The following is a 22,689-nucleotide window of genomic DNA, read 5'->3' on the forward strand; positions in this document are numbered from 1 at the left end:
GGCAAGTGCACCCGTCACGTCAGAGCGCGGCCAGCGCCAATTGCGCGGCAAGGATGGCGACAAGGATCCCAACAGCGATTTCGACGATCGGCTGCGCCCGTGCCAGCGCCGGGCTGTCCGCAAGCCCGGCCAGAACCCCGCGCCGGAGCGTCACCGCAGCCACTGCGACGGCCACCGTGACGGAAGCCGTGCCAAGCGCCATGGCGATCGTGCCGGCAATGCCGATCGCGAAAATCCCCATCTGCGCTGTCACGATCAGAACGAACAGCGCGCCCGTGCAGGGCCGGATCGCGACAGCACCGACCAAGGCCGCCGTCTCGCGCCATGACGTCGCCTGCGCCAGATGCTCGGGGTCCGGCGCATGGGCATGGCCGCAGACCGCGCAATTGGCGCCATGATCGTGATGGTGTGCATGGTCGTGGCCATGTCCGTGGATGTGCTCCCCCTCCCGCACCAACACCGTCAGCTTGCGCAACCCACGCCAGACCAACCACAGCCCAACCAGCGCGATGGCCGCGAAACTCAAGGGCGCGAACAGCCGGTCGGCCATGTCGGTCATGGTCTCGCGCCCGATCCGCCAGACCCAGATCCCGAAAGTCACCAACGCGATGGCCGAAAGCCCCTGTGCAAGGCTAGACGCCAGCGCAACCGCCGAAAGGCGCCAAGCCCCGATGGCCCGCGCCGCACCATAGCCGCCGATCACCAGCTTGCCATGGCCCGGCCCCGCGGCATGGAAAAAGCCATAGCCGAAACACACGGCGAGAAATCCGGCCAAGGCGGCAGCATCGCCCGCACGCAGCGCCCGCAGGCCCCGTGCCATTTCGCCCTGTGCCTCTTGCTGTCCCGCCAAAGCCCAGGTCTCGATCACCCGCGCGCCCCCCGTCAGGTACAGCGCCGCCAGACCCGCGACCACCGCCAGCGCCGCAAGCGCGATCAGCCGGGGCATGTCACCTCCACCCGATCCGCGAAATGGGCACCCACGGGCGGGAAATTGTCCTCGGCAGCGACCGCGCCCCCGATCTCTTCCAGCGCCTGTTCCAGCACCGAATAGGCCGCATCCAGATCTGCACGCAGCAACTCAACCCCACAGGCCGGCGCACCCTCGATATCGATGGGTAGGATCATTTCGAAGGCGATGTAGAATTCAGGATCATAGACCTGTGCCAACAGATCCCCCGCAACGGCGCCCCGCACCGCACGCCGATGCGTGGTTTCCAGCTGCCCCGACGGCAGAAGCGTCAGCGAAACGGGTTCGGGCGCGCCAAGATCCAGAGGCGCACCGCCCTGACGCAAGACCAGACCGCCCTCGAACCCGCCGCTCCAGTTCAGGTCGAACCCCAGCATCTGCGCGACCTCCGCCTCGGTCAGGACAAGATCGTAATCGGGGTCGAGCCCGTAATCCTCGGTCAGAAGCAGCGTGTAAAGCTCGTCATAGCGCCACGTCACCTCGACCGCGCTGACCACCCCATCCGCGTCGCGCAACAGCCGCAGACCGGCATCGACGAAAATATGCGGATGCGCGGCGACCGGCGTGGCCGACAGGGCCGACACCACCCCGAACGCGCAAAACAGGATCCGAAACGCCGTCATGGAGGTGACATAGGACGCCCGCACAGGCCGACACAATCCCCAAGACCGGACCGGCCCGCCCTTCCGGCGGCCCTCCGCCAGCCTGCCACATGGCGGCTTTGTTGCCGGATCGTGACCGCGCTGTTCGTGGAAATACTGCAAATTGAACACATTTGGGGCGCGTTTCCGGGTTAGACGGGGCCATGTCATCCTTCATGCAGAACGCCATGCCCCCGATCTTCCGCTTCTTTGTGTCCGACGACTCCGGTGCCGTCACCGTCGATTGGACCGTCCTCAGCGCGGCCAGCGTGGCGATGTCGCTTGCGACCGTGGGCGTTCTCAACGGCGGCCTGCAAAGCGTGGTGTCGCGCGTCGACGCCGAATTGCGCGAACAGCAGATGAGCGACAATTTCGTGCAATTCACCTCGGCCCATTTCCAGCCGCTCTACCAGCACAACCTTGCCACCGCCGAGCAGGCGGAACTGGCCTATGACGCCGCGAACACCATGATGAACCAGGAAATCATCGACAGCCTGCAAGCCGGCATCCAGAAGATGGAGGCGGGCCAACTCACCCAAGACGAGGTCATCACCCTGCTCGGTCTCGCCTCGGTCGCCCGGCAGCGCAACATCCTCGATCCCGAAATGCTCGATTACTATTTCGGCGTCGACGGCGGCGCGGGCGTCATCAATCTCCATATCTGACCTGCCCTGAGGGCGGCCGCGGCCGCCCCGCCCGGACAGACGCGCCCTGTCGCGCCCCCGCGCCCATGCCCCTCGGCGCCGCAGGGGCGTTGCGTCCTCCCCTTTCCCCGCGACCCCAAACCTGCCATGATCGCGCAAAACGCCCACAAGATAGAGCAGAGGCAGCGAAACCCCATGGCCGATGACCTGCTGAAAAACGCCCAGGATCCGGGCACCTACGACGCCTCCTCCATCGAGGTGCTGGAAGGGTTGGAACCCGTCCGCAAACGTCCCGGCATGTATATCGGCGGCACCGACGAACGCGCGCTCCACCATCTGGTCGCCGAAGTGCTCGACAATTCCATGGACGAGGCCGTGGCCGGCCACGCCTCCCGCATCGAGGTGGAGCTTCACGCCGATTTCTCCGTCACGATCCGCGACAACGGGCGCGGCATCCCCGTCGATCCGCATCCGAAATTCCCCGACAAATCCGCGCTCGAGGTGATCCTGTGTACGCTCCACGCGGGCGGCAAATTCTCGGGCAAGGCCTATCAGACCTCGGGCGGCCTGCACGGTGTGGGCGTCTCGGTCGTCAACGCGCTTTCCGACCATGTGCGGGTGGAGGTCGCGCGCAACCGCGAATTGTTCGTGCAGGAATTCTCGCGCGGCATCCCGCAGGGCCCGGTGCGCGCGGCGGGCGCCGTGGCCAACCGGCGCGGCACCTCCGTCACCTTCCACCCCGATGAACAGATCTTCGGCTCGCACCGGTTCAAGCCCGCCCGCATGATGAAAATGGTCCGCTCCAAGGCGTACCTGTTCAGCGGCGTCGAAATCCGCTGGAAGTCCGAGATCGACGACGGCGAAACGCCCACCGAGGCCGTCTTTCACTTCCCCGGCGGGCTTGCCGATTACCTCAAGGAGACGATGGGGAACGCCGCAACCTATTCCGACACCGCTTTCGCCGGAAAAGTGGAATTCCAGCCCCGCTTCGGCCAGCCGGGTTCCGTCGAATGGGCGATCAACTGGACGCCCGCACGTGACGGCTTCATCCAATCCTACTGCAACACCGTCCCCACGCCCGAGGGCGGCACGCATGAAGCGGGCTTCTGGGCCGCGATCCTCAAGGGCATTCGCGGCTACGGCGAGCTTGCCAGTAACCGGAAAGCGGCAAATATCACGCGTGACGATCTGGTCTCGGGCGCGGGCGCGCTTGTCTCCTGCTTCATCGCCGAACCCGAATTCGTGGGCCAGACCAAGGACCGCCTCGCCACAACCGAGGCCGCCCGCATGGTCGAAGGCGCCGTGCGCGACCATTTCGACAACTGGCTTGCCGCCAACACCAAATCCGCCGGCGCGATCCTCGATTTCCTCGTGCTCCGCGCCGAAGAACGTCTGCGCCGCCGCGCGGAAAAGGAAACCGCCCGCAAATCCGCGACCAAGCGCCTGCGTTTGCCCGGAAAGCTCGTCGATTGTTCCCAAAGCGCCCGCGAGGGCACGGAACTTTTCATCGTCGAAGGTGACAGCGCGGGCGGTTCGGCCAAGATGGCCCGCGACCGCAAGACCCAGGCCCTCCTGCCGCTCCGGGGCAAGATCCTGAACGTTCTGGGGGCTGCCAGCTCCAAGCTCGGCCAGAACGCCGAGATTTCCGATCTTTGCCAGGCGCTTGGCGTCGGCATGGGCACGAAATTCAACATCGAGGATCTGCGCTACGACAAGGTCATCATCATGACCGACGCCGATGTCGACGGCGCGCATATCGCCTCGCTCCTGATGACCTTCTTCTTTTCCCAGATGCGCCCGCTGATCGACGCAGGGCACCTCTATCTCGCCTGCCCGCCGCTCTTCCGCCTGACCCAAGGCGCGCGCCGCGTCTATTGCCTGGACGAGGCGGAAAAGGCCGCATGGATGGCCAAGGGTCTGGGCGGCAAGGGCAAGATCGACGTGAGCCGCTTCAAGGGTCTGGGCGAGATGGACGCGAAGGATCTCAAGGACACCACGATGGACCCCGCCTCCCGCAAACTGATCCGCGTCTCGGTGGACGAGGACGCACCGGGCGAAACGGGCGACCTGGTGGAACGGCTGATGGGCAAGAAGCCGGAATTGCGGTTCCAGTATATCCAGGAGAACGCGCGGTTCGTGGAGGAGTTGGATGTTTGAATACTGTATCTATCGAAACATTTGACACCGCGACCAACAAGAAGCGAACGGAGTACCGAGACACTATTCTCTTTATGCTGAATGCAGTGAATGTGAATTTTATTCTTCTGAGGGCTACGCGTCCGGGCGAAAACGTTCCACTGTCTTATGATCAACTACGCGTGGCAAGCGCGCACATACTTTCTGCAATTGCCACTGGAAAAACTATTTCGACATTGCTCAATCCGCTCTCGATATGCAGCAAAGATGCATTACCCTTAGCAAGAACTTTCTATGAGTGCATTCTAAATGCGTCGTTTGTTCTCACTGATAAAGGTGTATTGGCAGAGCGAGCTTCCAAATACACTATTTACAAGTTGTTCAAGAAACAGAAAAATTTCTTTGATTTCGGCGTGCACAAAGGTCTTGTGAAGAACGACTTTGGCTTACGCAAGAATGATCCACTTGTCGCAGATGCTCTTTCTATATTCGAAAAAAAGGCTGGTGGGGGCCTTCGGCCTTGCTTTACCGAAAATCGCTCAGAAAAGATACGTGCAATCGAGAGAATTTCACCTGGAGCCGCCGTTCTTTTCAATGGCATTGAGGCAATGAGCTGGGATCTTGCTTCTGAGATCGCGCATGGATCCCATTTCAGCTTTGATATCACTCAATCGAATTTTTCCGGATCTGGCCCTTTTTTCGGACCAGAAGAAATAGGTGCATTTGCGACATATACTATGGTCTGTTCTATCGATGCTTACTTGCGTGTCTTGCGAAGTATTGTGAGTGAGGTTGGCGGAACGGGGGAACTTTCGGAAGCTTGTATTCTATTCTATCAGGAAGAGGTGCCGGAGCTTGCCAATAGCCTTGAAAATCTCACAAGATGACAGCCAGTCTAACACGCGCAGCTTAGGGTTCCACCTTACCATCCTCGTCGCACCCGGCCAGCGCCTGCCCGCGGGATGGCGCTGCACCGGCCGAATGGCGCGCTTTATGCCCGCCAGGTCCCTCCCCGCTCTGACATAGGCACCCAGCCCCACCAAAGCGCCAGCCCGTCCCGCCAAAGGCGGGCCGACTAAAGATCCGGCGCACCTTCGGTGCGACGGGCGGGCAGGCGCTGGCCCGTTGCCCGGCAGCACATCGCAAGGCGATGTGCGAGAGGGGGCCGCCTTCGGCGCTATTCCGGCTAGGGTCTCCACCCAACACCGTTGGATAGGGTCCCCTCATCTCCGCCACCTCCGTAGGGTGGGGTTCCACCCCACCAAACCCGCCCAACCCACCCATCCCCCCACACCACATCTGTAACTACAGATTCCCTACAGCTTCCCGACACATTCCCTACGCATTCCCTACGCCCCTTGCCCGGCCCCCGTCCCGCCCCTACCCTCCCGTCATGCGCCGCCCCCTCGCCCTCCTCCTGATCCTCGCGCTCGCCGCCTGCGGCCGTCCCCTGACCGAGGCGGAGGTCGCCTATATGGCCGACCTCCAGGGCGACAGCTTCGACCCCGCCCCCGTCCGCATCGCTGAAAACCCGCTCATCGGCCTGATCGTGCAGCGCTACCCGGCACGGCCCCAAACCACCTGCCGCGAACGTGTTTTTCCGCCGCCCGACGGCCCGATGATCGAGGGGCGCACCGCCGGAATGGTCCTTTTCAACACGCTCCACATCCGCAGCGACATGAGCGTGCCCGACTACACCTTGATGCCGGACGGCCGCCGCCACCTATATGCTGCGATGTTCTTTGCCCATGAGATGACGCATGTCTGGCAATGGCAGAACCGCGAGCTGACCGGCTACCACCCGCTCCGCGCCGCCCGCGAACACGCCCGGATCGAGGATCCCTACCTGTTCGACACCACGGAAAACCGCAATTTTCTCGATTACGGCTACGAGGCCCAGGCCTCTCTTGTCGAAGAATACGTCTGCTGCCGCGCGCTGGACCCCACGGGGAACCGCACCGCACGGCTCGAAACCTTGATTGGTCAGGTCATGCCCGTCACACCGTGGCAGGCCCGCGCCGATGAAATCGAAACCTTCCTGCCGTGGCAGGGAATCGAGCCAAACGGCCTCTGTTCCTAACCCGCGGATTCGGCCTTTTCCTCAAGAAAAAGCCATTCTTCCTCCGCCGCAGACAGCTTCGCCTGCCGCTCCGCCATCGCCTCGGTCGCCTTGCGGAACTTGACTGGTTCACGGCTGAACAGCGCCGGGTCGGAGAGCAGTTCCGCAAGCTTGGCGATCTCCGCCTCAAGTCGCGCGATCTCGTCCGGCAGCACCTTCAGCCGATGCGTCTCGGTAAAGGACAGCCCCGATTTTGCGTTCTGCGCCTTTGGCTTGGCCGCAGGGGCCGGTGTGGCGCTACGGGTCGCTTTCGCCTCGGCCACGGCATCAACCTGCCCCCGCTGGGCTGCCATATCGCTCCAGCCACCGGCATAGACCACCGCGCGGCCCCGCCCCTCCAGCGCGACGGTCACGCTGGCCACCCGGTCGATGAAATCACGGTCATGGCTGACAAGCAGCACCGTGCCGGGATACTCCCCCAACAAATCCTGTAGAAGATCGAGCGTCTCGATATCCAGATCATTGGTCGGTTCGTCGAGCACCAGAAGGTTCGACGACCGCGCCATGATCCGCGCGAGCAAAAGCCGCGCTTTTTCCCCGCCCGACAGGGATTTCACCGGCGCACGCGCCTGCGCCTCGTCGAACAGGAAATCTTTCAGATAGCCGACCACGTGACGCGGCTGACCCCGCACTAGCACCTGGTCAGACGCGCCGCTGACCCGGGCGGCGGGATCATCCGTCAGGCTGTCCCACAGCGTCGCCTCGGGGTCGAGCTGCGCGCGCGTCTGGTCGAACACCGCCATCTCGATGCCGGTTCCCAGCGTCACCTCGCCGGTATCGGGCGCAAGCTGGCCGGTGAGCATGTTCAAGAGCGTCGTCTTGCCCGCCCCGTTCGGCCCGACAAAGGCGATCCGGTCCCCCCGCAGCACCCGCAGATCGAAGGGTTCGAGGATCTTCTGCCCGTTGTAAACCTTTGAAATACCGCGCGCTTCGATCACGCGCTTGCCGCTTTGCTGGCCTGCTTCCAGTGCCATATCGGCGGTGCCCTGCCGGCGGATCTGGCTTGCGCGTTCGGCGCGCAGCGCCTGCAGTGCGCGGACCCGTCCCTGGTTGCGCTTGCGCCGCGCGCTGATGCCTTCCACGGCCCACCGCGCCTCTGCCTTGATCTTGCGGTCAAGCTTGTGGCGCGCTGCGTCTTCCTCTTCCCAGGTTCTTTCGCGCCAAGCCTCGAAGGCGTCGAAGCCCTGATCCTGCCGCCGCACCACCCCCCGGTCGAGCCAGAGCGTGCCGCGCGCCAGCGCCGTCAGAAAGGCGCGGTCATGGCTGATCAGGACAAAGCCCGCCCGCGTCTCAAGCAGCGTCCGTTCCAGCCAGCCGATGGCCTCGATGTCCAGATGGTTGGTGGGTTCGTCGAGCAGCATCAATTCGGGCGCTTCGGCCAGAAGCCGCGCGAGCGCCGCGCGCCGCCTCTCCCCGCCCGAGGCGCGACCGGGTTCCGCATCGAGCCGAAGCTTCAGCCCCTCGGCCGCCGCCTCGACACGCCAAGCCTCGGCCGGGTCCAGATTGGCAGCAGCGAAATCGCCGAGCGTGGCAAACCCAACGAAATCGGGATCTTGCTCCATGTAGCCCACACGCACGCCGTCGGGCGTGACAACCCGGCCCGTATCGGGCAGGACAAGGCCCGCCATCACCTTCATCAGGGTGGATTTTCCCGACCCGTTGCGCCCGACAAGCGCAAGGCGGTCTCCCTCCTGAACGACAAGGGAAAGATCGGAAAATACCGGATTCCCGCCGAAGGTCAGCGAGATGTCGGTCAATTGCAAAAGGGGTGCGCGCGCCATGGCGGCCAGCTAGTCACAGCCTCGGGCGGCGTCAAGCGCCTGCTGCGCGCGCACACGTCCGTGGGGGCCGAGGTCGTCATACAACCCCGCCCCCCCCCGGGGGCCACATCACTCCTTGGCCACAGCCTCGGCGCACAGCAGTGCGGCCGACCCCTCTCCACAAGGCAGAGCGGTGGCGGTGACCTCTTCGACGAAATCGGCCTTCTTGGCGCGGATTATGGTCTCGACCTCATCTTGCGTCACGGAGACAAGGGTGGCGGCCTCGGGCTTGGTCGCGCCGCTGTCACTCGCAGCCACCGATGCAAGGGCCAGTCCGGCACTGGCCAGAACGAAAACGCCGGAAAGAGCCATGGCTTTCATGGAAAGACCTCCATTGCTGACGTCCACGGCGCGGGATTTGGGAAGCCCGATCGCGGCTTGAAGCCCCGCTCACAAAAGCGTGATCTTCACAAGCAAAAGGCCGCCCGGACGGGCGGCCTTTCGATGTTTCCAAGGCTGAAAACGGATCAGCGCTTGGAGAACTGGAAGCTGCGGCGAGCCTTGCGGCGGCCGAACTTCTTGCGTTCCACCACGCGGCTGTCGCGGGTCAGGAAACCTGCCGCCTTCAGCGCGCCACGGAGCGACGGTTCATACAGCTGCAGCGCCTTGGAAATCCCGTGCTTGACCGCGCCGGCCTGACCGGACAGGCCACCGCCCTTGACGGTCGCCATCACGTCGAACTCGTTTTCCACGCCTGCAACCTGAAACGGCTGACGCAGGATCATCTGAAGCACGGGACGCGCGAAATAGGCGGCCATTTCTTTGCCGTTCACGACAACCTTGCCGGAACCGGGCTTGATCCAGACGCGGGCGACCGCGTCCTTGCGCTTGCCGGTGGCATAGGCGCGTCCGAGCGCGTCACGCTGCGGCTCGCGGGGGGCTTCAGACAGGGTCATCGCGGCGGGGCTTGCATCCACGGCGCCTTTCAGCGCGTCGAGCGAACTCAGGGTCTCGGCCATGGTCATGCGCTCCGGGTGTTCTTGGGGTTCATCGACTTGACGTCGAGCACGGTGGGCGATTGCGCCTCATGCGGATGCTCGGCGCCGGCATAGACGCGCAGATTGGTCATTTGCTTGCGCGACAGCGGGCCGCCGGGCAGCATGCGCTTGACGGCCTGCATGACGACGCGCTCGGGGTGATCGCCCTCGAGGATCTGGCCGGTCGTGCGCGATTTGATCCCGCCCGGGAACCCGGTGTGCCAGTAATTGGGCTTGTTGCGCTTGTTGCCCGTCACCTGCACCTTTTCGGCGTTGATGACGATGACATTGTCGCCCATGTCCATGGAGGGGGTGAAGCTCGGCTTGTGCTTGCCGCGCAGCCGCATGGCGATGATCGAGGCAAGACGGCCCAGAACAACGCCCTCGGCGTCGATCACGACCCACTGCTTGTCGATATCCGCCGGGGTGGCAGAAAAGGTCTTCATCTGTGTCGGTCCTTTCGGGGGCGGGCACAGGGGCCCGGCCGGAATGGCGAAAGACGGCCCATGGCCGCCCTGCGATGGCGCGTTTCTACGTGAAGAGATGGCGGCGTCAATGGCTTTGTTTCCGAAAGAAATCATGTAAATCAGAGACTTGGGTTGAAGGTATTATTTTACCCCATTAAAACCAATGCATTTTCGATCAACCACGGCGGCTATTCGGTCGCAACGGGCCGCGATTTCCCCTTGAACGAAACGTACGGGGGCCTTAGGTGCACCCCTCACGAGAACCGGGACCGATCCCAACTTCGAAGGTAACTTCGGGGGGGCGCTAAGGACCCACCACATCAATCTGCTGGTAAGAAGGGGGAGCGCCCATGACCCGCGCCGACCTCTTCCAACTGGGGACTGGTCTGGAGACAGGCGCCCATGCGGAAGACAACTACGGCCGTCAGGCCGATGACATCCCGTTCACCGATCCCGTCATGACCCGCGATATGCTGGATGGCGACCGCGATGATCATTTCATCCGCCGCGATGGCGTTGTCTTTGCCGGGACACACCTGATCATCGAGGTGGAAAACGGGCATGGTCTGGATGACGAGACCCGGATCGAACAGGCGTTTCGCGATTGCGTGGATGCCTGTGGCGCGACGCTTCTACACATCCACACCCACAAGTTCAGTCCCCAGGGCGTTTCCGGGGTCGCGGTTCTGGCCGAAAGTCACATCTCGGTCCACACATGGCCCGAGATCGGCTATGGCGCTTTCGACGTCTTCATGTGCGGCGAAGCAGATCCGTGGCAGGCCGTAGGCGTCCTGAAACGGGCCTTCGGCACGGATCGGGTGCACGTCAAAGAGTTGCGCCGCGGCGAAGGTCTGGTCAGCGACAGGGTCGCTGCCTGATCCACGCGATCCAACGGGGTGTTGCCACGGCGGCCCCCTCTTACTGCCGGAGAATACCATGTCCCCTCGAGAAACCTGGCCTGCAGATTGGAATGTCGAACGTCTGCACGCCGATCATGCGCAAGCTTTGCGCATCACGGCGGAATTCTATGACAGCGCCACAGAACATCAGCGCCTGCGCGTCTTCGAGAACCCGACTTTTGGCAGGAGCATGACGCTCGACGGCGTCGTGCAGGTCACCGAAGCCGACAATTTCATCTACCACGAGATGATGACCCATGTGCCGATCCTTGCCCATGGGGCGGTGCGGCGTGTCCTGATCGTGGGCGGTGGCGATGGCGGCATGGCGCGCGAAGTGCTGAAGCATGAGCAGATCGAACAGGTCACCATGGTCGAGATCGACGGTACGGTGGTCGATTTTTGCAAATCGCACCTGCCGGCGATCTCCGCCGGGGCATTCGACGATCCGCGCCTCGATCTGGTGATTGCTGACGGGGCGCAATTCATGCGGCAGAACGCGGATCTCTACGACGTGATCATCGTCGATTCCACCGATCCTGTAGGCCCCGGCGAGGTTCTGTTCACCGACACGTTCTATGGCCATGCCAAGGCGCGTTTGGCTTCGGGTGGCATCCTCGTGACGCAAAACGGCGTGCCGTTCCTGCAGGGCGCGGAACTGACCAACACGATGCGCGCCTTCACGGCGCTGTTCGCGGATGCCACCTGCTATCTTGCCACGATCCCGACCTATGCGGGTGGGCCCATGGCCTTTGGCTGGGGAACAGACGGGCCGGCGCGCGGCGTCGATGTGACGACGCTGCGCCAACGTTTTGAGGCGGCGGATATCCAGACCGATTACTACACGCCCGAAGTGCATCTGGGCGCCTTCGCGCTCCCCCCCTATGTGTCGAGGCTGATCGGCTAATCAGGGCGCGTCGACCTTGCCCCGCCTTATCGGGGCGGCAGATCTCGTCCCACCTAATCGGGGCGGCAGATCTCGTCCCGCAGGATGGCCAGACCCGTTCGGTACAATAGCCCGGCCACGACCAGCACCAGCGCAGCCAGAACGACCATACCGATGGCGATATGCGTGCCGCTCGTCGCCTCGCGCCCATAGACGAAACTCGCAACCGACAGCGCCGCCAAAGGAAAGCTCAGCGCCCACCAACTGAGTGCAAAGGGCAGCTTCAACAGCTTGGGCACCTGAACCAACACCAGCGCAGCAAAGACATAGGCGCTGCTGAGCAGCATGTGACCAAAGGCGTCCACGCCACCCGACAATCGGACATAGCTGACAAAGGCCACGGCGGGCGGCGCGATCAGAATCACCAGCGTCGGAAACAACCGCGCCGGGATGGGGGCGTGGAAGATCAGCCGGTTGAACACAAGCACCAGCAGCACCAGCCAAAAGATCATGCCGGCCGAAAAGAACAGCCAGCTTGTTTCGGTCCAGCCAAGTGGCGCACCCGCAAGCGGCACGATCACGTTGCCCACCGCCGGAATGAACCACGCAGGCGTCAGATGCCCGACCTCGAAAGCGCGGTGGCTGATCCAGCCCGATATGACGGCGATGGTCAGCGCGCCCTGCCCCAGCACGCCCAGAACCCACAAGGGTTGCGCCAGATCGGGGCGATAGCCGTGAATCGCGGTGGCCATCAGCAACAGCGAGATGGTGATTGTCGGGAAAAAGGCCAGTTTGACCGGGTGGTGCCATTCGGCCACCACGGATTTGGGATGCCTGACCGCCTTGGTAAGGTAGAAACCCGCGATGATCGCGAAACAGGCCAGTCCGATCCACAGGACCACGCGCGCCGGTGTCTCGGCCCAGTCATAGCTGCCCGCGGCGGCATGAAGTGCCAAAGCAAGCCCGAAAAGTCCCATGGTGATGGCGAAAAGGGTAACCGGCAGGTGTTCAAGCCTGCTGAATGCGCCCTCGTTCCGTGTCGCGACTCCGGCCATGGTTCGTCCCTGCCCCCGAATACATGCCGATGATTGAGCATCTTCTCTCGCCGGACGCAACAACGCCCCGTGGCGTGGCGCGCCGCCTCAGCGCTCGGGCGGGATCGAATAGGTCAGCGAGGCGCGCGCCACCGGCTCCCTTTGCCCGACCGAATAGAGCAGGCAATCGCCCACCGCCAGAACCCGGCCCAGTTTCAGGATGCGGCACTCGCAGATCATGTCGACCCCGGCGGCCGGCTTGCGCATGAAATCGATCGAACAATTCGTCGTCACGGCCAGCGCCTTGGGTCCGATCATGGCGAGAATGGCGAGATAAACCGACACATCGGCCAGCGCGAACATCGTCGGCCCCGAGACCGTACCCCCCGGTCTGAGGTGCCGATCTTCGACCCGTAACCGCACGGTCAGACGCTTGTCGGCAAGGTCCTCGATCACGAAATCGGGTGCGACCTGTGGGAAAACCTCGTCCAGAAACCGCGTCAGCGCGGCCACATCCATCGCCAGTGCCATCTTACCCTCCCTTCCCTGAGGCGGACTTGCCGCTATACAGGGTCACCGCCCATGGGGTTAGGGCAGACGGCAAGGGAAGGAAAGACCATGACCGAGGAACTGGTGATCCGCGAGGATCGTGGCGCGGTGACGCATCTGACGCTGAACCTGCCCGGAAAGCTCAATGCGCTGTCGGACGGCATGATTGCGGCGCTGACCGGCACCTTTGGTGATCTGATGGTCTCCGAAACGCAGCGCGTGATCGTCCTCAAGGGTGCGGGCAAGGCGTTTTGCGCCGGTCACGATCTGAAAGAGATGCAGGCCAAACGCGACAGCAACGACCGTGGAGCCGCCGCGCTGCGTGACTTGTTCGACCGCTGTGCGCGCATGATGCAGATGATCCCTCGCCTGCCCCAACCCGTGATAGCCCAGACACATGGCATCGCCACAGCCGCGGGATGCCAGTTGGTCGCCAGCTGCGATCTGGCCGTAGCCGCCGAGGATTGCCGCTTTGGCGTCAATGGCGTGAACATCGGGTTGTTCTGTTCCACACCGATGGTGGCCCTGTCGCGCAACGCGCCGCGCAAGCAGGTATTCGAGATGCTGGTGACGGGCGAATTCATATCCGCCGCACGAGCCCGCGAAATCGGACTGATCAACCGCATCGCCGCCCCCGAGGCCTTGGACGATGAAACCGCATCCCTTGCCGATCACATCGCGGGCAAGCTTGGCAGTGCGGTCCGCGTGGGCAAGCGCGCCTTTTACGACCAGATCCAATTGCCGCTCGACAAAGCCTACGAGATGACGGGCGCGGTCATGGTCGAGAACATGCTTGACCGCGACACGGCCGAGGGCATCGCCGCCTTCCTCGACAAACGCAAACCGGATTGGTCGCAGGACTGACGCATCGTCAACCGGCAGGCACAAGCTCCTCGGGCGGGCGCAGTTCATAGGCGCTGCGCGCGTCCGTCCGTACGGCCAATTGCACATGCCGCATGAAGGCCCGCGCGGCCCGCGTCATGGGGCGCACGGTCGAGACCGCGAAAGAGGCGCGATAGACGAATTCCGGCTCGAATGGCCGGACCGCGATATCGGGATCGGCCTGCCGCACCAGCGGGAAGGGACAGATCACGGCCACCCCCACCCCGGCGCGCGCCAGCGTGATGGCGCTCACGCCGGTCGCCACCTCCGCCACGGTTCGCGGGCGCACATTGGCATTGGCAAAAACCTGATCCAGCCGGGTCCGCACCATGTGCCGCCGCATCAGCGCGATATGGTCCTGACCGTGCAGGATTTCCGGCGTGATCACCTTGTGACGGGCCAGCGGATGGTCATGGGCCATGACGCAGACCGCGCGCGTCTTGTGAAACGGGATCAGCTCCATCGCCGAATGCGTCAGTTCGGCAAGGGTAAAGCCAAGGTCGATCGTATCATCGACCAGACGGCTGACCAGACCGTTCGAGGTGCAGGTTTCCAGCGACACCATCTGACCGGGGTTTTGCTTGATGAAACTGGCCATCAGCCCTGCAAGGAACCGATGCCCCAAAGTGGGTGGCGCCGCCAGACGCAGGGGCTGGCTTGCAGGGTCCGTCGGGTCGGTGCCGTCCAGATAGGCCAAGGCGTCGAACAACCGGTCAAGCCGCCCGTTCAGGCGCACCGCTTCGGCCGTGGCTCGCAACCGCCCGCCGCGCCGTTCGAACAGCGTGACCCCGACATTGGACTCGAGTTGAGCCAACAGACGACTGACGGCGGGCTGCGAAATGCCCAGCCGATGCGCCGCTGCCGTCACCGTGCCTGACGTGATGACGGCGCGCAGCACCTCGTATTCGCGGATCGACGCGCGTGGACGCATGGCATTCCCCCCGTGCTGTCGGGTCATGCGAAACCCTTATGGGTCCATAACACCAAAACATGCAGTTTCCAATTCCCGTGCCCGGACGCTCGGATAGGGTGCCCCTGTCACAAGACAGAAACGAGGCCGGGTGCGAAACCCGACCCAACAACAGAGGAGACCACCCCCGATGTCCAGTCCCGTTTTTCGTGGCCTGGTTGCGGCGCTGCTTGCCAGCGCCCTCCCGGCCCTGCCCCTTGCCGCTCAGGAATTGCGTATCGGGCTCGCGTCCGAACCGTCCTCGGCCGACCCGCACTTCCACAACCTCGGTCCCAACAACCAGCTGCGCCGCAACATCTTCGAGTCGCTCGTCGGCACGGACGAGGCACAGCAGCTTACGCCGCTTCTTGCCGAAAGCTGGGAACCGGTCAGCGATACAAGCTGGCAGTTCAACCTGCGCCAAGGCGTGACCTTCTCGGATGGATCGCCCTTCGATGCCTATGACGTGGTCTATACCGTCTGCCGCATCCCCGGCGTGCCGGATTCGCCCTCGCTCTTTACCACCTACACCGGTGGGATCACGGGGATGGAAGTCGTCGATCCCCACACCTTGATCGTGCACAGCGCCGAACCCTACCCGCTGATGCCGACCGAATTCTCGACCTTCGGCATCATCTCGGCGCGCGCCAACGGCGTCGACGGCTCGACCCTCACGTTCAGCCCCGAGGGTTGCGGCGCGGATATGCCCGTGCCTGCCACGCAAGCCTTCAACGACGGCACCGCCGCGATCGGTACCGGGCCCTTCCTGTTGGAAAGCTTCCGCCGTGGCGAGGGTATCGAACTGGTCCGCAACCCCGATTACTGGGGCGATGCCGCGCCGTGGGAGCGCGTGACCATGCTGCCGCTCACCTCGGACGGGCCGCGCGTCGCGGCACTGATCGCGGGCGACGTGGAATTCATCGAGAACCCGCCGCTTCAGGATCTGGAGCGTCTGCGCTCGGATGACGGATTGCGGGTGGTTCAGGGCATCTCGAACCGCGTGATCTACATCCACCTCGATCACGCGCAGGTTCCCTCGCCGATGATCACCGGCACGGACGGGGCCAACCCGCTGCAAGATATCCGGGTGCGCGAGGCGCTGACCATCGCCGTCAACCGCGACGCCATCGTGGAACGCATCATGGGCGGCGTTGCCGTGTCGGCGGGCGAATTGCTGCCGCCCGGCATGTTCGGCGCGCATGAAGAAGGTGATCTGCCGCCCCGCGGCTTCGACGCGGAACGCGCTCAGGCGCTTCTAGCCGAGGCGGGTTATCCCGACGGGTTCGGCATCACCATCGGCACGCCCAACGACCGCTACATCAACGACGCCCAGGTCGCACAGGCCGTGGCGCAGATGTGGTCGCGCATAGGGATCGAGACGGAAATCGACGCCTCCACCGCCTCGACCTTCTTCTCGCGGCGCAATGCCTTCGAATTCTCGGCCTATCTGGCAGGCTGGGGCGCGGGCACGGGCGAAATGTCCTCGCCGCTGCGGGCGCTTCTGGCGACGCGCAACAGCGATCTGGGTCTGGGCGGCACCAACCGGGGTCAATATTCCAACCCCGAGATGGACGCCGTCCTGCTCGAGGCGCTGCGCACGGTCGATGACGGCCAGCGCGAAGCGCTGCTGCGTCAGGCTTCGCGGATGGCGATGGACGATTACGCGATCATCCCGCTGCACTACGAAGTGACGCCTTGGGCGATGCGCGCCAGCATCGATTACGTCCCGCGCGCCGACCAGTACACGCTGCCCTATCTGATCAGCCCGGCCCAGTAAGCCGCATGATCTTCGCCGCGCGGGGACCCATCTCCGCGCGGCACCCCCACACCCTCCAGACACCGGGACGCATCCACGATGCTCGTCTATCTGCTCCGACGCCTTGCGCAATCGGTCTTCGTTCTGATCGCCATGATGATCGTCGTGTTCTTCGGCGTCTACATGATCGGCAACCCCGTCGACATCCTGATCTCGCCCGACGCGACACCCGCCGAGATCGAAGAGACGATGGCCCGCTTCGGCTTCGACCAGCCGGTCTATATCCAGTTTCTCAAATTCGTCGGCAACGCGCTGCAAGGCGATCTGGGGCGCAGCTTCGTGCATGGCGAACCCGCCGTTCAGCTGATCCTGTCCTACATGCCCGCAACGCTGGAGCTTGCCGCCTTGGGTCTGCTCTTTTCGGTCGCCATCGGTGTCCCGCTTGGCGTCTATGCCGGCTACAAAGCCGACCGCTGGCAGGGCCGCGCCATCATGACCGGCTCGATCTTCGGCTTCTCCCTGCCCAATTTCTGGGTGGGCATGCTCTTCATCCTGATCTTCGCGGTTCAGCTGCAATGGCTGCCCTCGACCGGGCGCGGTGACACCGTCGAGGTGCTGGGAATGCGGCTCTCGATCTTTTCGTCGAACGGCCTTCAATACATGATCCTGCCCGCCCTCACCCTCGCGCTCTACAAGGCCTCGCTCGTGACGCGCCTTGCCCGCGCAGGCACGCAGGAGGCTTTGACCCAGGATTACGTCAAATTCGCCCGCGCCAAGGGCGTGTCGGAAACGCGCATCCTCTTCGTGCATGTGCTGAAAAACATTATGATCCCGATCATCACGGTGCTGGGTCTGGAACTGGGATCCATGATCGCCTTTGCGGTCGTGACCGAAACCGTTTTTGCATGGCCCGGCATGGGCAAGCTCTTGATCGACAGCATCACGACGCTGGATCGCCCGGTCATCGTCGCCTACCTGATGCTGACCGTCATCATCTTCATCGTCATCAACTTCACCGTGGACGTGATCTACACGCTGCTCGATCCGCGCGTGCGTGTGAAAGGGGAAGCGGCATGAGCACGACCACCCCCTCCCTGCCCGAAGCGGTCACGACAGACCCGAACCGCCCATGGCGCATCGCGGCGCGGGTGGCAGGCCTTGCGGTCGCAGCCTCGCTTGCGATGCTATTGTCCGGTGTCGGCCTGCCTGCCCTTGCCTCGCGCATCATCTTGCTCGTGGGCCTCATCGCCTTGGCCGCACTGTTGCTGCGCGGCAAATACGCCAAGTTCTTTTCCGGCCCCGCAGCCTATGCAGCGACGGCAAGCCTTCTTTTGCTGGTTGTGCTCGCGATCTTCGCCACCGAACTCGCGCCGCAAAATCCCTATGATCTGCGCCAGCTCGACATCATGGACGGTCGGCAGCCGCCCGGCTCGACGAATTTTGACCGCAGCATGACCTTTCACCTCGGCACCGATGAACAGGGTCGCGATATTCTGTCGGGCATCCTTTACGGTTTGCGCGTGTCGCTCTCGGTCTCCATCGCGGCGACGCTCGCGGCGATGGCCATCGGGGTCGTGGTCGGCATCTATGCAGCTTGGGCAGGCGGGCGGATCGAGGCGATCTTGATGCGTATCGTCGATTTCCAGCTCTCCTTCCCCTCCATCCTTGTCGCGCTGATGCTGATGGCGGCCTTTGGCCGTGGCCTCGACAAGATCGTGATCGCGCTGATCATCGTGCAATGGGCCTATTATGCCCGCACCGTACGCGGCACCGCCCTGTCGGAAGCGCGCAAGGAATACATCGATGCCGCCCGCGGCCTCGGCCTGCCGTCCTGGCGCATCATCTTCGGGCATCTTTTGCCCAATTGCATCCCGCCGCTCATCGTCATTTCCACCGTGCAGGTGGCCAATACCATCGTCTTGGAAAGCTCGTTGTCCTTCCTCGGCGTCGGTGTGCCGATCACCCAACCCTCGCTCGGGCTGCTGATCGCCAATGGCTATGGCTACATGCTGTCGGGCCAATACTGGATGAGCATGTATCCCGGCGTGGCGCTCTTGGCGATCGTCGCCTCGATCAACATGGTCGGTGACCGGCTGCGCGACACCCTGAACCCGAGGTTGACCCGATGAGCGTGCTGGAACTTCGCGATCTGCAAACGCATTTCTTCACCGATGCGGGCGTGGTCAAGGCCGTGGACGGCGTCAGCTTTTCCTTGGACGAGGGTGAGGTTCTTGGCCTTGTCGGCGAAAGCGGCTCGGGCAAATCCGTGACCGGCTTTTCGATCCTGCGCCTTGTCGATCCACCGGGGCGCGTCGTGGGCGGGCAGATCAATTTCCGTGGCCAAGACCTTGCCGCCCTGCCCGAACGCGAGATGCGCGCCCTTCGCGGCAACAAGATCGCCATGATCTTCCAAGACCCGATGATGACGCTGAACCCGGTTCTCAAGATCGAGACCCAGATGGTGGAGGCTGTCCGCGCTCATGAAAAGGTCAGCCACGCCGCCGCCCGCGACCGCGCCATTTCGGCCTTGGACAAGGTCGGCATCCCCTCGCCCGCCGAACGGCTCGCGGCCTATCCCCACCAATTCTCGGGCGGCATGCGCCAACGCGTGGCCATCGCCATAGCACTTCTGAACGGCCCCGACCTGATCGTGGCGGATGAACCGACCACCGCGCTCGACGTGACGATCCAGAGCCAGATCCTCGCCGAGGTGCAGGAACTGGCGCGCGACACCGGCACGGCGCTGATCTGGATCACCCATGACCTTGCCGTGGTGGCTGGTTTGGCAGACAAGATTTCCGTCATGTACGCGGGCCGGATCGTCGAAAGCGGACCGACCGATGCGGTCCTGACCGCGCCGGGCCATCCCTATACCGCTGGGCTTTTGGGCTCGATCCCCGGCCACGGACGGCGCGGCGAGCGCCTGACGCAGATCCCCGGTATGGCCCCCAACATGGCGCACATGCCTCAAGGCTGTGCCTTTGGGCCCCGTTGCCCACATGTCAGCGACACATGTCGCGGCAGCGCGCCCCAGATCACCGATTACGGAACCGGGCGCGGCCTGCGCTGTCACCATCCCATCCTCGCGGCGGAGGGCGCGGCATGAACGCGATGCTGGAACTCCAAGATGTCTCGCGCCGGTTCGAAAAGAAACTAGACGGCGTGGAACGCCTTGCCCGTCGCCTCGGGGCCGACCTGCGCGAGACCTGCGTGAACGCGGTGGACGGCGCAAGTTTCACTGTTACCCGAGGCGAAGTCGTAGGGCTGGTGGGCGAATCCGGCTGCGGCAAGTCCACGCTCGGGCGCATGGTGGCGGGCCTTCTGCCGGTTTCGGACGGCACGATCCGGTTCGAGGGCGTCGATGTGACCGACGCCAAAAGTCCGCAGGCGCGCGAGAAACGCCTGCGCATCCAGATGATCTTCCAAGATCCCATGTCCTCGCTCAACCCACGCATGAAAGTGCAGGATATAATCGGCGAGGCCGCCGTCTATCACGGCCTGACCAGCCGCGCAGACATGCCCGCCTATGTCGCGGGTCTGATGGAAAAGGTGGGCCTCGACCCCGCCTATGCCCAACGCTACCCGCACCAGTTTTCCGGCGGCCAGCGTCAGCGGATCGGCATCGCCCGCGCGCTTGCGGTGCAGCCCGAATTCCTGATCTGCGACGAAAGCATCGCGGCGCTTGACGTGTCGATCCAGGCGCAGGTGATCAACCTGTTCCAAGACCTGCGCCGCGATCTGGACCTGACCTACCTGTTCATCAGCCATGACCTTGGCGTGGTCGAACATATCGCCGACCGTGTCGTCGTCATGTATCTGGGCCGGATCGTGGAGGCCGCGCCGACCGAGGCGCTGTTCGACGGCCCACGCCATCCCTACACGCAGGCGCTGCTCGACCAGGTGCCGCGCCTTGATGGGGGGCGGCAGGAGTTCCGCACGGTGAAGGGCGAGATCCCCTCGCCTCTGAACCCGCCGCCCGGCTGCCATTTCCACCCGCGTTGCCCGATGGCCGGCCCCCGTTGCCGCCGCGAGGTGCCGCGGAGCCTGACCACGGGCGATCACTTGACCGCCTGCCACCTGCACGACGGGGGAACCGAATGACCGAAACCATCCCCGGTGTGCTGACCGTATCGGGTCTGGCCAACCAGCGCCTGCCGCTCGTCTTCGACAGCCCTCATTCGGGCACCGATTACCCGGAGGATTTCGGCCATATCGCTGATCCCACCACGCTCAGGAACGCCGAAGATACGCATGTGGCCGATCTCTGGGCTGGGGCGCTGGATGCGGGCGCAATCCTGCTCGAGGCGCATTTCCCCCGCTCCTATGTCGATGCCAACCGCGCCCCCGACGACATGGACCCCGACCAGATCGAGGGGGAATATCCGGGCGCGCTGAACCCCACGGTCAAAAGCCAGCTCGGTATCGGCCTGTGCTGGACCCGCGTCCCGCCTGCGGGCGGGCCGATGTATGCCAGCCGCCTGACCGCCGATCAGGTCGCGGCGCGCGTCGCGCGCTATCACCGCCCCTATCAGCAGCGCCTGCGCGCCCTGCTTGACCACGCCCATGGGCGCTGGGGGGCGGTCTGGCACATCAACTGCCATTCGATGCAGGAAGTCGCCTCGGCCATGTCGACGCAAGAACGCGGCACGCCGCGCCCCGATTTCGTTCTGGGCGACCGGGACGGCACGGCCTGCGAGCCGGCCTTTACCGAAACCGTCCGCGATTTTCTGATCGCGCGCGGCTATTCGGTCGCCGTCAACGATCCCTACAAGGGGATGGAGTTGATCCGCGCCAACGGCGATCCGGCGCATGGGCGCCACTCGATGCAGATCGAGGTCAACCGCAAGCTCTACATGGACGAGACGACGCGCGCACCGAATGCCGGTTACGCCGAGCTCAAGGCCTGTTTCACGGCACTTGCCGCCCATCTGGCCGTCCATGTGCAATCCCGGCTCGAAAGGACACCCGCAGAATGACCGACCAGCGCAAGGGTTCGGCTACCGGCCTGCCCAACCCCTATCCCGTCGAACTGACGCCGCCCGATATCAGTGCCTATGCAAAAGGCACGGACGGCATACCCTATATCTGGACCTTCGACAGTGGCCAGCCCGGCCCCCATGTGGCGATCACGGCCATCGTGCATGGCAACGAACCTTGCGGGGCGTTGACCCTTGACTGGTTGATGAAACGCCAGACGCGGCCACAGCGTGGCAAGCTATCCTTCGCTTTTGTCAACGTCGCGGCCCACGAAGCCTTCGATCCCGAGGTGCCGGACGCCTCGCGCTGGATCGACGAGGATTTCAACCGACTGTGGTCGCCCGAGGTTCTGGACGATCCCGACCGCCCCGTGACCGAGGAACTCCGCCGCGCGCGGGAAATCCGGCCATGGCTCGACACGGTCGATCTGCTGCTCGACATCCATTCGATGCAGAACCGCAACGCGCCGCTCACCATCGCGGGTCTGCGCCCCAAGGGGCGGGAATTGGCGCGCGACGTGGGCTACCCCGATCTTGTCATCAACGACCACGGCCATGCCGAGGGGGTGCGGATGCGCGATTACGGCGGGTTCGCCGATCCGTCTTCGGCCAAGAACGCCATGCTGGTCGAATGCGGCCAGCATTGGGAAGCCGCCGCCGAGGGCGTCGCGATGGAAACCGCGATCCGCTTCTTGCGTGCGACGGGTGTCGTGGCACCCGATTTCGCCGCCGACTGGATGGACAGCCGCCCTGCCCCCGATCCGATGCAATTCTTTCAGGTCTCTCGCGCTGTGACGATCGAAACCGACGACTTCCGGTTTGCCGAGAACTGGACCGGACTGGAACGCCTGCCTGAGGGCACGTTGATCGGATACGATGGCCCGACCGAGGTGCGCGCGCCGCATCCGGTGACCGTTCTCATCATGCCCTCGCGCAGGCTATGGCGCGGAAAGACCGCCGTGCGATTGGCCGAACCCGTCGCAGGCTGAC

At 63.8% G+C, this 22,689-nt stretch carries 23 protein-coding genes; 14 read left to right on the forward strand and 9 right to left on the reverse strand.

The features are described 5' to 3' along the window. Positions 1-19 precede the first annotated feature (19 nt). On the reverse strand, positions 20-946 hold the full coding sequence (locus QQK63_RS11225) for a nickel/cobalt transporter (protein WP_277822773.1): 927 nt from the start codon (positions 944-946) through the stop codon (positions 20-22). Next, positions 934-1,590, reverse strand: a complete 657-nt coding sequence (locus tag QQK63_RS11230) for a DUF1007 family protein (RefSeq protein ID WP_277822775.1) — start codon at positions 1,588-1,590, stop codon at positions 934-936. The genes QQK63_RS11225 and QQK63_RS11230 overlap by 13 nt, the downstream gene beginning before the upstream one ends. A 182-nt stretch (positions 1,591-1,772) precedes the next feature. On the opposite strand from QQK63_RS11230, the gene QQK63_RS11235 reads away from it, so the two are divergent. The 4 genes from QQK63_RS11235 to QQK63_RS11250 all read left to right on the forward strand — a co-directional run bounded on the left by QQK63_RS11235 (position 1,773) and on the right by QQK63_RS11250 (position 6,468). Then, positions 1,773-2,273: a hypothetical protein gene (locus QQK63_RS11235; RefSeq protein WP_284283212.1), complete on the forward strand. Its 501-nt coding sequence runs from the start codon at positions 1,773-1,775 to the stop codon at positions 2,271-2,273. Positions 2,274-2,447: 174 nt separating this feature from the next. Beyond that, the gene (gene parE, locus QQK63_RS11240; RefSeq protein ID WP_277822779.1) at positions 2,448-4,409 is read left to right on the forward strand and encodes a DNA topoisomerase IV subunit B; all 1,962 of its coding nucleotides are present in this window, start codon (positions 2,448-2,450) and stop codon (positions 4,407-4,409) included. Beyond that, entirely contained in the window at positions 4,406-5,275 is an 870-nt protein-coding gene (locus QQK63_RS11245; protein WP_277822781.1) for a hypothetical protein, read from the forward strand. Before parE ends, QQK63_RS11245 begins: the two co-directional genes overlap by 4 nt. 506 nt (positions 5,276-5,781) lie before the next feature. Beyond that, positions 5,782-6,468: a hypothetical protein gene (locus QQK63_RS11250; RefSeq protein ID WP_277822783.1), complete on the forward strand. Its 687-nt coding sequence runs from the start codon at positions 5,782-5,784 to the stop codon at positions 6,466-6,468. On the opposite strand, the gene QQK63_RS11255 is transcribed toward QQK63_RS11250, so the two are convergent. From QQK63_RS11255 to rplM, 4 genes are all read right to left on the reverse strand, one after another. After that, on the reverse strand, positions 6,465-8,288 hold the full coding sequence (locus QQK63_RS11255; RefSeq protein WP_277822785.1) for an ABC-F family ATP-binding cassette domain-containing protein: 1,824 nt from the start codon (positions 8,286-8,288) through the stop codon (positions 6,465-6,467). The two genes, QQK63_RS11250 and QQK63_RS11255, sit on opposite strands and share 4 nt — an antisense overlap. 108 nt (positions 8,289-8,396) lie before the next feature. Further along, positions 8,397-8,648 (reverse strand): hypothetical protein, encoded by a 252-nt coding sequence (locus QQK63_RS11260; RefSeq protein WP_277822787.1) that lies wholly within the window; start codon positions 8,646-8,648, stop codon positions 8,397-8,399. A 146-nt stretch (positions 8,649-8,794) separates the two neighbouring features. Then, positions 8,795-9,286: a 30S ribosomal protein S9 gene (gene rpsI / locus QQK63_RS11265; RefSeq protein WP_277822789.1), complete on the reverse strand. Its 492-nt coding sequence runs from the start codon at positions 9,284-9,286 to the stop codon at positions 8,795-8,797. A gap of 2 nt (positions 9,287-9,288) precedes the next feature. Then, positions 9,289-9,750 carry a 50S ribosomal protein L13 gene (gene rplM / locus QQK63_RS11270; protein ID WP_277822791.1) on the reverse strand — a complete coding sequence of 154 codons (462 nt, stop codon included), beginning with the start codon at positions 9,748-9,750 and terminating at the stop codon, positions 9,289-9,291. A 371-nt stretch (positions 9,751-10,121) separates the two neighbouring features. On the opposite strand from rplM, the gene speD reads away from it, so the two are divergent. Both speD and speE read left to right on the forward strand, forming a co-directional pair. Then, positions 10,122-10,649, forward strand: coding sequence for an adenosylmethionine decarboxylase (speD, locus tag QQK63_RS11275; protein WP_277822793.1), 528 nt, complete (start codon positions 10,122-10,124; stop codon positions 10,647-10,649). 58 nt (positions 10,650-10,707) lie between these two features. Next, positions 10,708-11,574, forward strand: a complete 867-nt coding sequence (gene speE, locus QQK63_RS11280; RefSeq protein WP_277822795.1) for a polyamine aminopropyltransferase — start codon at positions 10,708-10,710, stop codon at positions 11,572-11,574. A 53-nt stretch (positions 11,575-11,627) separates the two neighbouring features. Here the strand turns inward: speE and QQK63_RS11285 are convergent, their stop codons facing one another. Further along, on the reverse strand, positions 11,628-12,608 hold the full coding sequence (locus tag QQK63_RS11285; protein WP_277822797.1) for an SLAC1 anion channel family protein: 981 nt from the start codon (positions 12,606-12,608) through the stop codon (positions 11,628-11,630). A gap of 87 nt (positions 12,609-12,695) precedes the next feature. Then, positions 12,696-13,118, reverse strand: coding sequence for a PaaI family thioesterase (locus QQK63_RS11290; protein ID WP_277822799.1), 423 nt, complete (start codon positions 13,116-13,118; stop codon positions 12,696-12,698). A gap of 87 nt (positions 13,119-13,205) precedes the next feature. Here QQK63_RS11290 and QQK63_RS11295 point away from each other — a divergent pair, with 87 nt between their 5' ends. Beyond that, a complete protein-coding gene (locus QQK63_RS11295; RefSeq protein ID WP_277822801.1) occupies positions 13,206-14,000 on the forward strand; it encodes an enoyl-CoA hydratase in 795 nt (264 codons plus the stop codon). Positions 14,001-14,007: 7 nt separating this feature from the next. On the opposite strand, the gene QQK63_RS11300 is transcribed toward QQK63_RS11295, so the two are convergent. Continuing rightward, a complete protein-coding gene (locus QQK63_RS11300; protein WP_277822803.1) occupies positions 14,008-14,949 on the reverse strand; it encodes a LysR substrate-binding domain-containing protein in 942 nt (313 codons plus the stop codon). A gap of 169 nt (positions 14,950-15,118) precedes the next feature. Between QQK63_RS11300 and QQK63_RS11305 the strand changes: the two genes are divergently transcribed. From QQK63_RS11305 to QQK63_RS11335, 7 genes are all read left to right on the forward strand, one after another. Further along, the gene (locus QQK63_RS11305) at positions 15,119-16,744 is read left to right on the forward strand and encodes an ABC transporter substrate-binding protein (protein WP_277822805.1); all 1,626 of its coding nucleotides are present in this window, start codon (positions 15,119-15,121) and stop codon (positions 16,742-16,744) included. Between the two features lie 78 nt (positions 16,745-16,822). Continuing rightward, positions 16,823-17,800, forward strand: a complete 978-nt coding sequence (locus QQK63_RS11310) for an ABC transporter permease (protein ID WP_277822807.1) — start codon at positions 16,823-16,825, stop codon at positions 17,798-17,800. Beyond that, entirely contained in the window at positions 17,797-18,852 is a 1,056-nt protein-coding gene (locus QQK63_RS11315) for an ABC transporter permease (RefSeq protein WP_277822809.1), read from the forward strand. The genes QQK63_RS11310 and QQK63_RS11315 overlap by 4 nt, the downstream gene beginning before the upstream one ends. Beyond that, positions 18,849-19,829 carry an ABC transporter ATP-binding protein gene (locus QQK63_RS11320; RefSeq protein ID WP_277822811.1) on the forward strand — a complete coding sequence of 327 codons (981 nt, stop codon included), beginning with the start codon at positions 18,849-18,851 and terminating at the stop codon, positions 19,827-19,829. Before QQK63_RS11315 ends, QQK63_RS11320 begins: the two co-directional genes overlap by 4 nt. Beyond that, positions 19,826-20,824, forward strand: coding sequence for an ABC transporter ATP-binding protein (locus tag QQK63_RS11325; RefSeq protein WP_277822813.1), 999 nt, complete (start codon positions 19,826-19,828; stop codon positions 20,822-20,824). The genes QQK63_RS11320 and QQK63_RS11325 overlap by 4 nt, the downstream gene beginning before the upstream one ends. Further along, complete coding sequence (locus tag QQK63_RS11330; RefSeq protein WP_277822815.1) at positions 20,821-21,699, forward strand: N-formylglutamate amidohydrolase; 879 nt, start codon at positions 20,821-20,823, stop codon at positions 21,697-21,699. Before QQK63_RS11325 ends, QQK63_RS11330 begins: the two co-directional genes overlap by 4 nt. Beyond that, positions 21,696-22,688: a M14 family metallopeptidase gene (locus QQK63_RS11335; RefSeq protein ID WP_277822817.1), complete on the forward strand. Its 993-nt coding sequence runs from the start codon at positions 21,696-21,698 to the stop codon at positions 22,686-22,688. Before QQK63_RS11330 ends, QQK63_RS11335 begins: the two co-directional genes overlap by 4 nt. Position 22,689: the final 1 nt, after the last annotated feature.

Source organism: Roseicyclus marinus (genome assembly GCF_030163795.1).
Classification (GTDB): domain Bacteria; phylum Pseudomonadota; class Alphaproteobacteria; order Rhodobacterales; family Rhodobacteraceae; genus Roseicyclus; species Roseicyclus marinus.

What these genes read in the sequence shown, in the direction of transcription:
- QQK63_RS11235 (WP_284283212.1), top strand. Translation starts at nt 1,773, where the DNA reads ATGTCATCCTTCATGCAGAACGCCATGCCCCCGATCTTCCGCTTCTTT.
- QQK63_RS11255 (WP_277822785.1), bottom strand. Translation starts at nt 8,288, where the DNA reads ATGGCGCGCGCACCCCTTTTGCAATTGACCGACATCTCGCTGACCTTC.
- QQK63_RS11260 (WP_277822787.1), bottom strand. Translation starts at nt 8,648, where the DNA reads ATGAAAGCCATGGCTCTTTCCGGCGTTTTCGTTCTGGCCAGTGCCGGA.
- QQK63_RS11300 (WP_277822803.1), bottom strand. Translation starts at nt 14,949, where the DNA reads ATGCGTCCACGCGCGTCGATCCGCGAATACGAGGTGCTGCGCGCCGTC.
- QQK63_RS11250 (WP_277822783.1), top strand. Translation starts at nt 5,782, where the DNA reads ATGCGCCGCCCCCTCGCCCTCCTCCTGATCCTCGCGCTCGCCGCCTGC.
- QQK63_RS11335 (WP_277822817.1), top strand. Translation starts at nt 21,696, where the DNA reads ATGACCGACCAGCGCAAGGGTTCGGCTACCGGCCTGCCCAACCCCTAT.
- QQK63_RS11230 (WP_277822775.1), bottom strand. Translation starts at nt 1,590, where the DNA reads ATGACGGCGTTTCGGATCCTGTTTTGCGCGTTCGGGGTGGTGTCGGCC.
- parE (WP_277822779.1), top strand. Translation starts at nt 2,448, where the DNA reads ATGGCCGATGACCTGCTGAAAAACGCCCAGGATCCGGGCACCTACGAC.
- QQK63_RS11330 (WP_277822815.1), top strand. Translation starts at nt 20,821, where the DNA reads ATGACCGAAACCATCCCCGGTGTGCTGACCGTATCGGGTCTGGCCAAC.
- rpsI (WP_277822789.1), bottom strand. Translation starts at nt 9,286, where the DNA reads ATGGCCGAGACCCTGAGTTCGCTCGACGCGCTGAAAGGCGCCGTGGAT.
- QQK63_RS11290 (WP_277822799.1), bottom strand. Translation starts at nt 13,118, where the DNA reads ATGGCACTGGCGATGGATGTGGCCGCGCTGACGCGGTTTCTGGACGAG.
- rplM (WP_277822791.1), bottom strand. Translation starts at nt 9,750, where the DNA reads ATGAAGACCTTTTCTGCCACCCCGGCGGATATCGACAAGCAGTGGGTC.
- speE (WP_277822795.1), top strand. Translation starts at nt 10,708, where the DNA reads ATGTCCCCTCGAGAAACCTGGCCTGCAGATTGGAATGTCGAACGTCTG.
- QQK63_RS11225 (WP_277822773.1), bottom strand. Translation starts at nt 946, where the DNA reads ATGCCCCGGCTGATCGCGCTTGCGGCGCTGGCGGTGGTCGCGGGTCTG.
- QQK63_RS11305 (WP_277822805.1), top strand. Translation starts at nt 15,119, where the DNA reads ATGTCCAGTCCCGTTTTTCGTGGCCTGGTTGCGGCGCTGCTTGCCAGC.
- QQK63_RS11325 (WP_277822813.1), top strand. Translation starts at nt 19,826, where the DNA reads ATGAACGCGATGCTGGAACTCCAAGATGTCTCGCGCCGGTTCGAAAAG.
- speD (WP_277822793.1), top strand. Translation starts at nt 10,122, where the DNA reads ATGACCCGCGCCGACCTCTTCCAACTGGGGACTGGTCTGGAGACAGGC.
- QQK63_RS11285 (WP_277822797.1), bottom strand. Translation starts at nt 12,608, where the DNA reads ATGGCCGGAGTCGCGACACGGAACGAGGGCGCATTCAGCAGGCTTGAA.
- QQK63_RS11320 (WP_277822811.1), top strand. Translation starts at nt 18,849, where the DNA reads ATGAGCGTGCTGGAACTTCGCGATCTGCAAACGCATTTCTTCACCGAT.
- QQK63_RS11295 (WP_277822801.1), top strand. Translation starts at nt 13,206, where the DNA reads ATGACCGAGGAACTGGTGATCCGCGAGGATCGTGGCGCGGTGACGCAT.
- QQK63_RS11310 (WP_277822807.1), top strand. Translation starts at nt 16,823, where the DNA reads ATGCTCGTCTATCTGCTCCGACGCCTTGCGCAATCGGTCTTCGTTCTG.
- QQK63_RS11315 (WP_277822809.1), top strand. Translation starts at nt 17,797, where the DNA reads ATGAGCACGACCACCCCCTCCCTGCCCGAAGCGGTCACGACAGACCCG.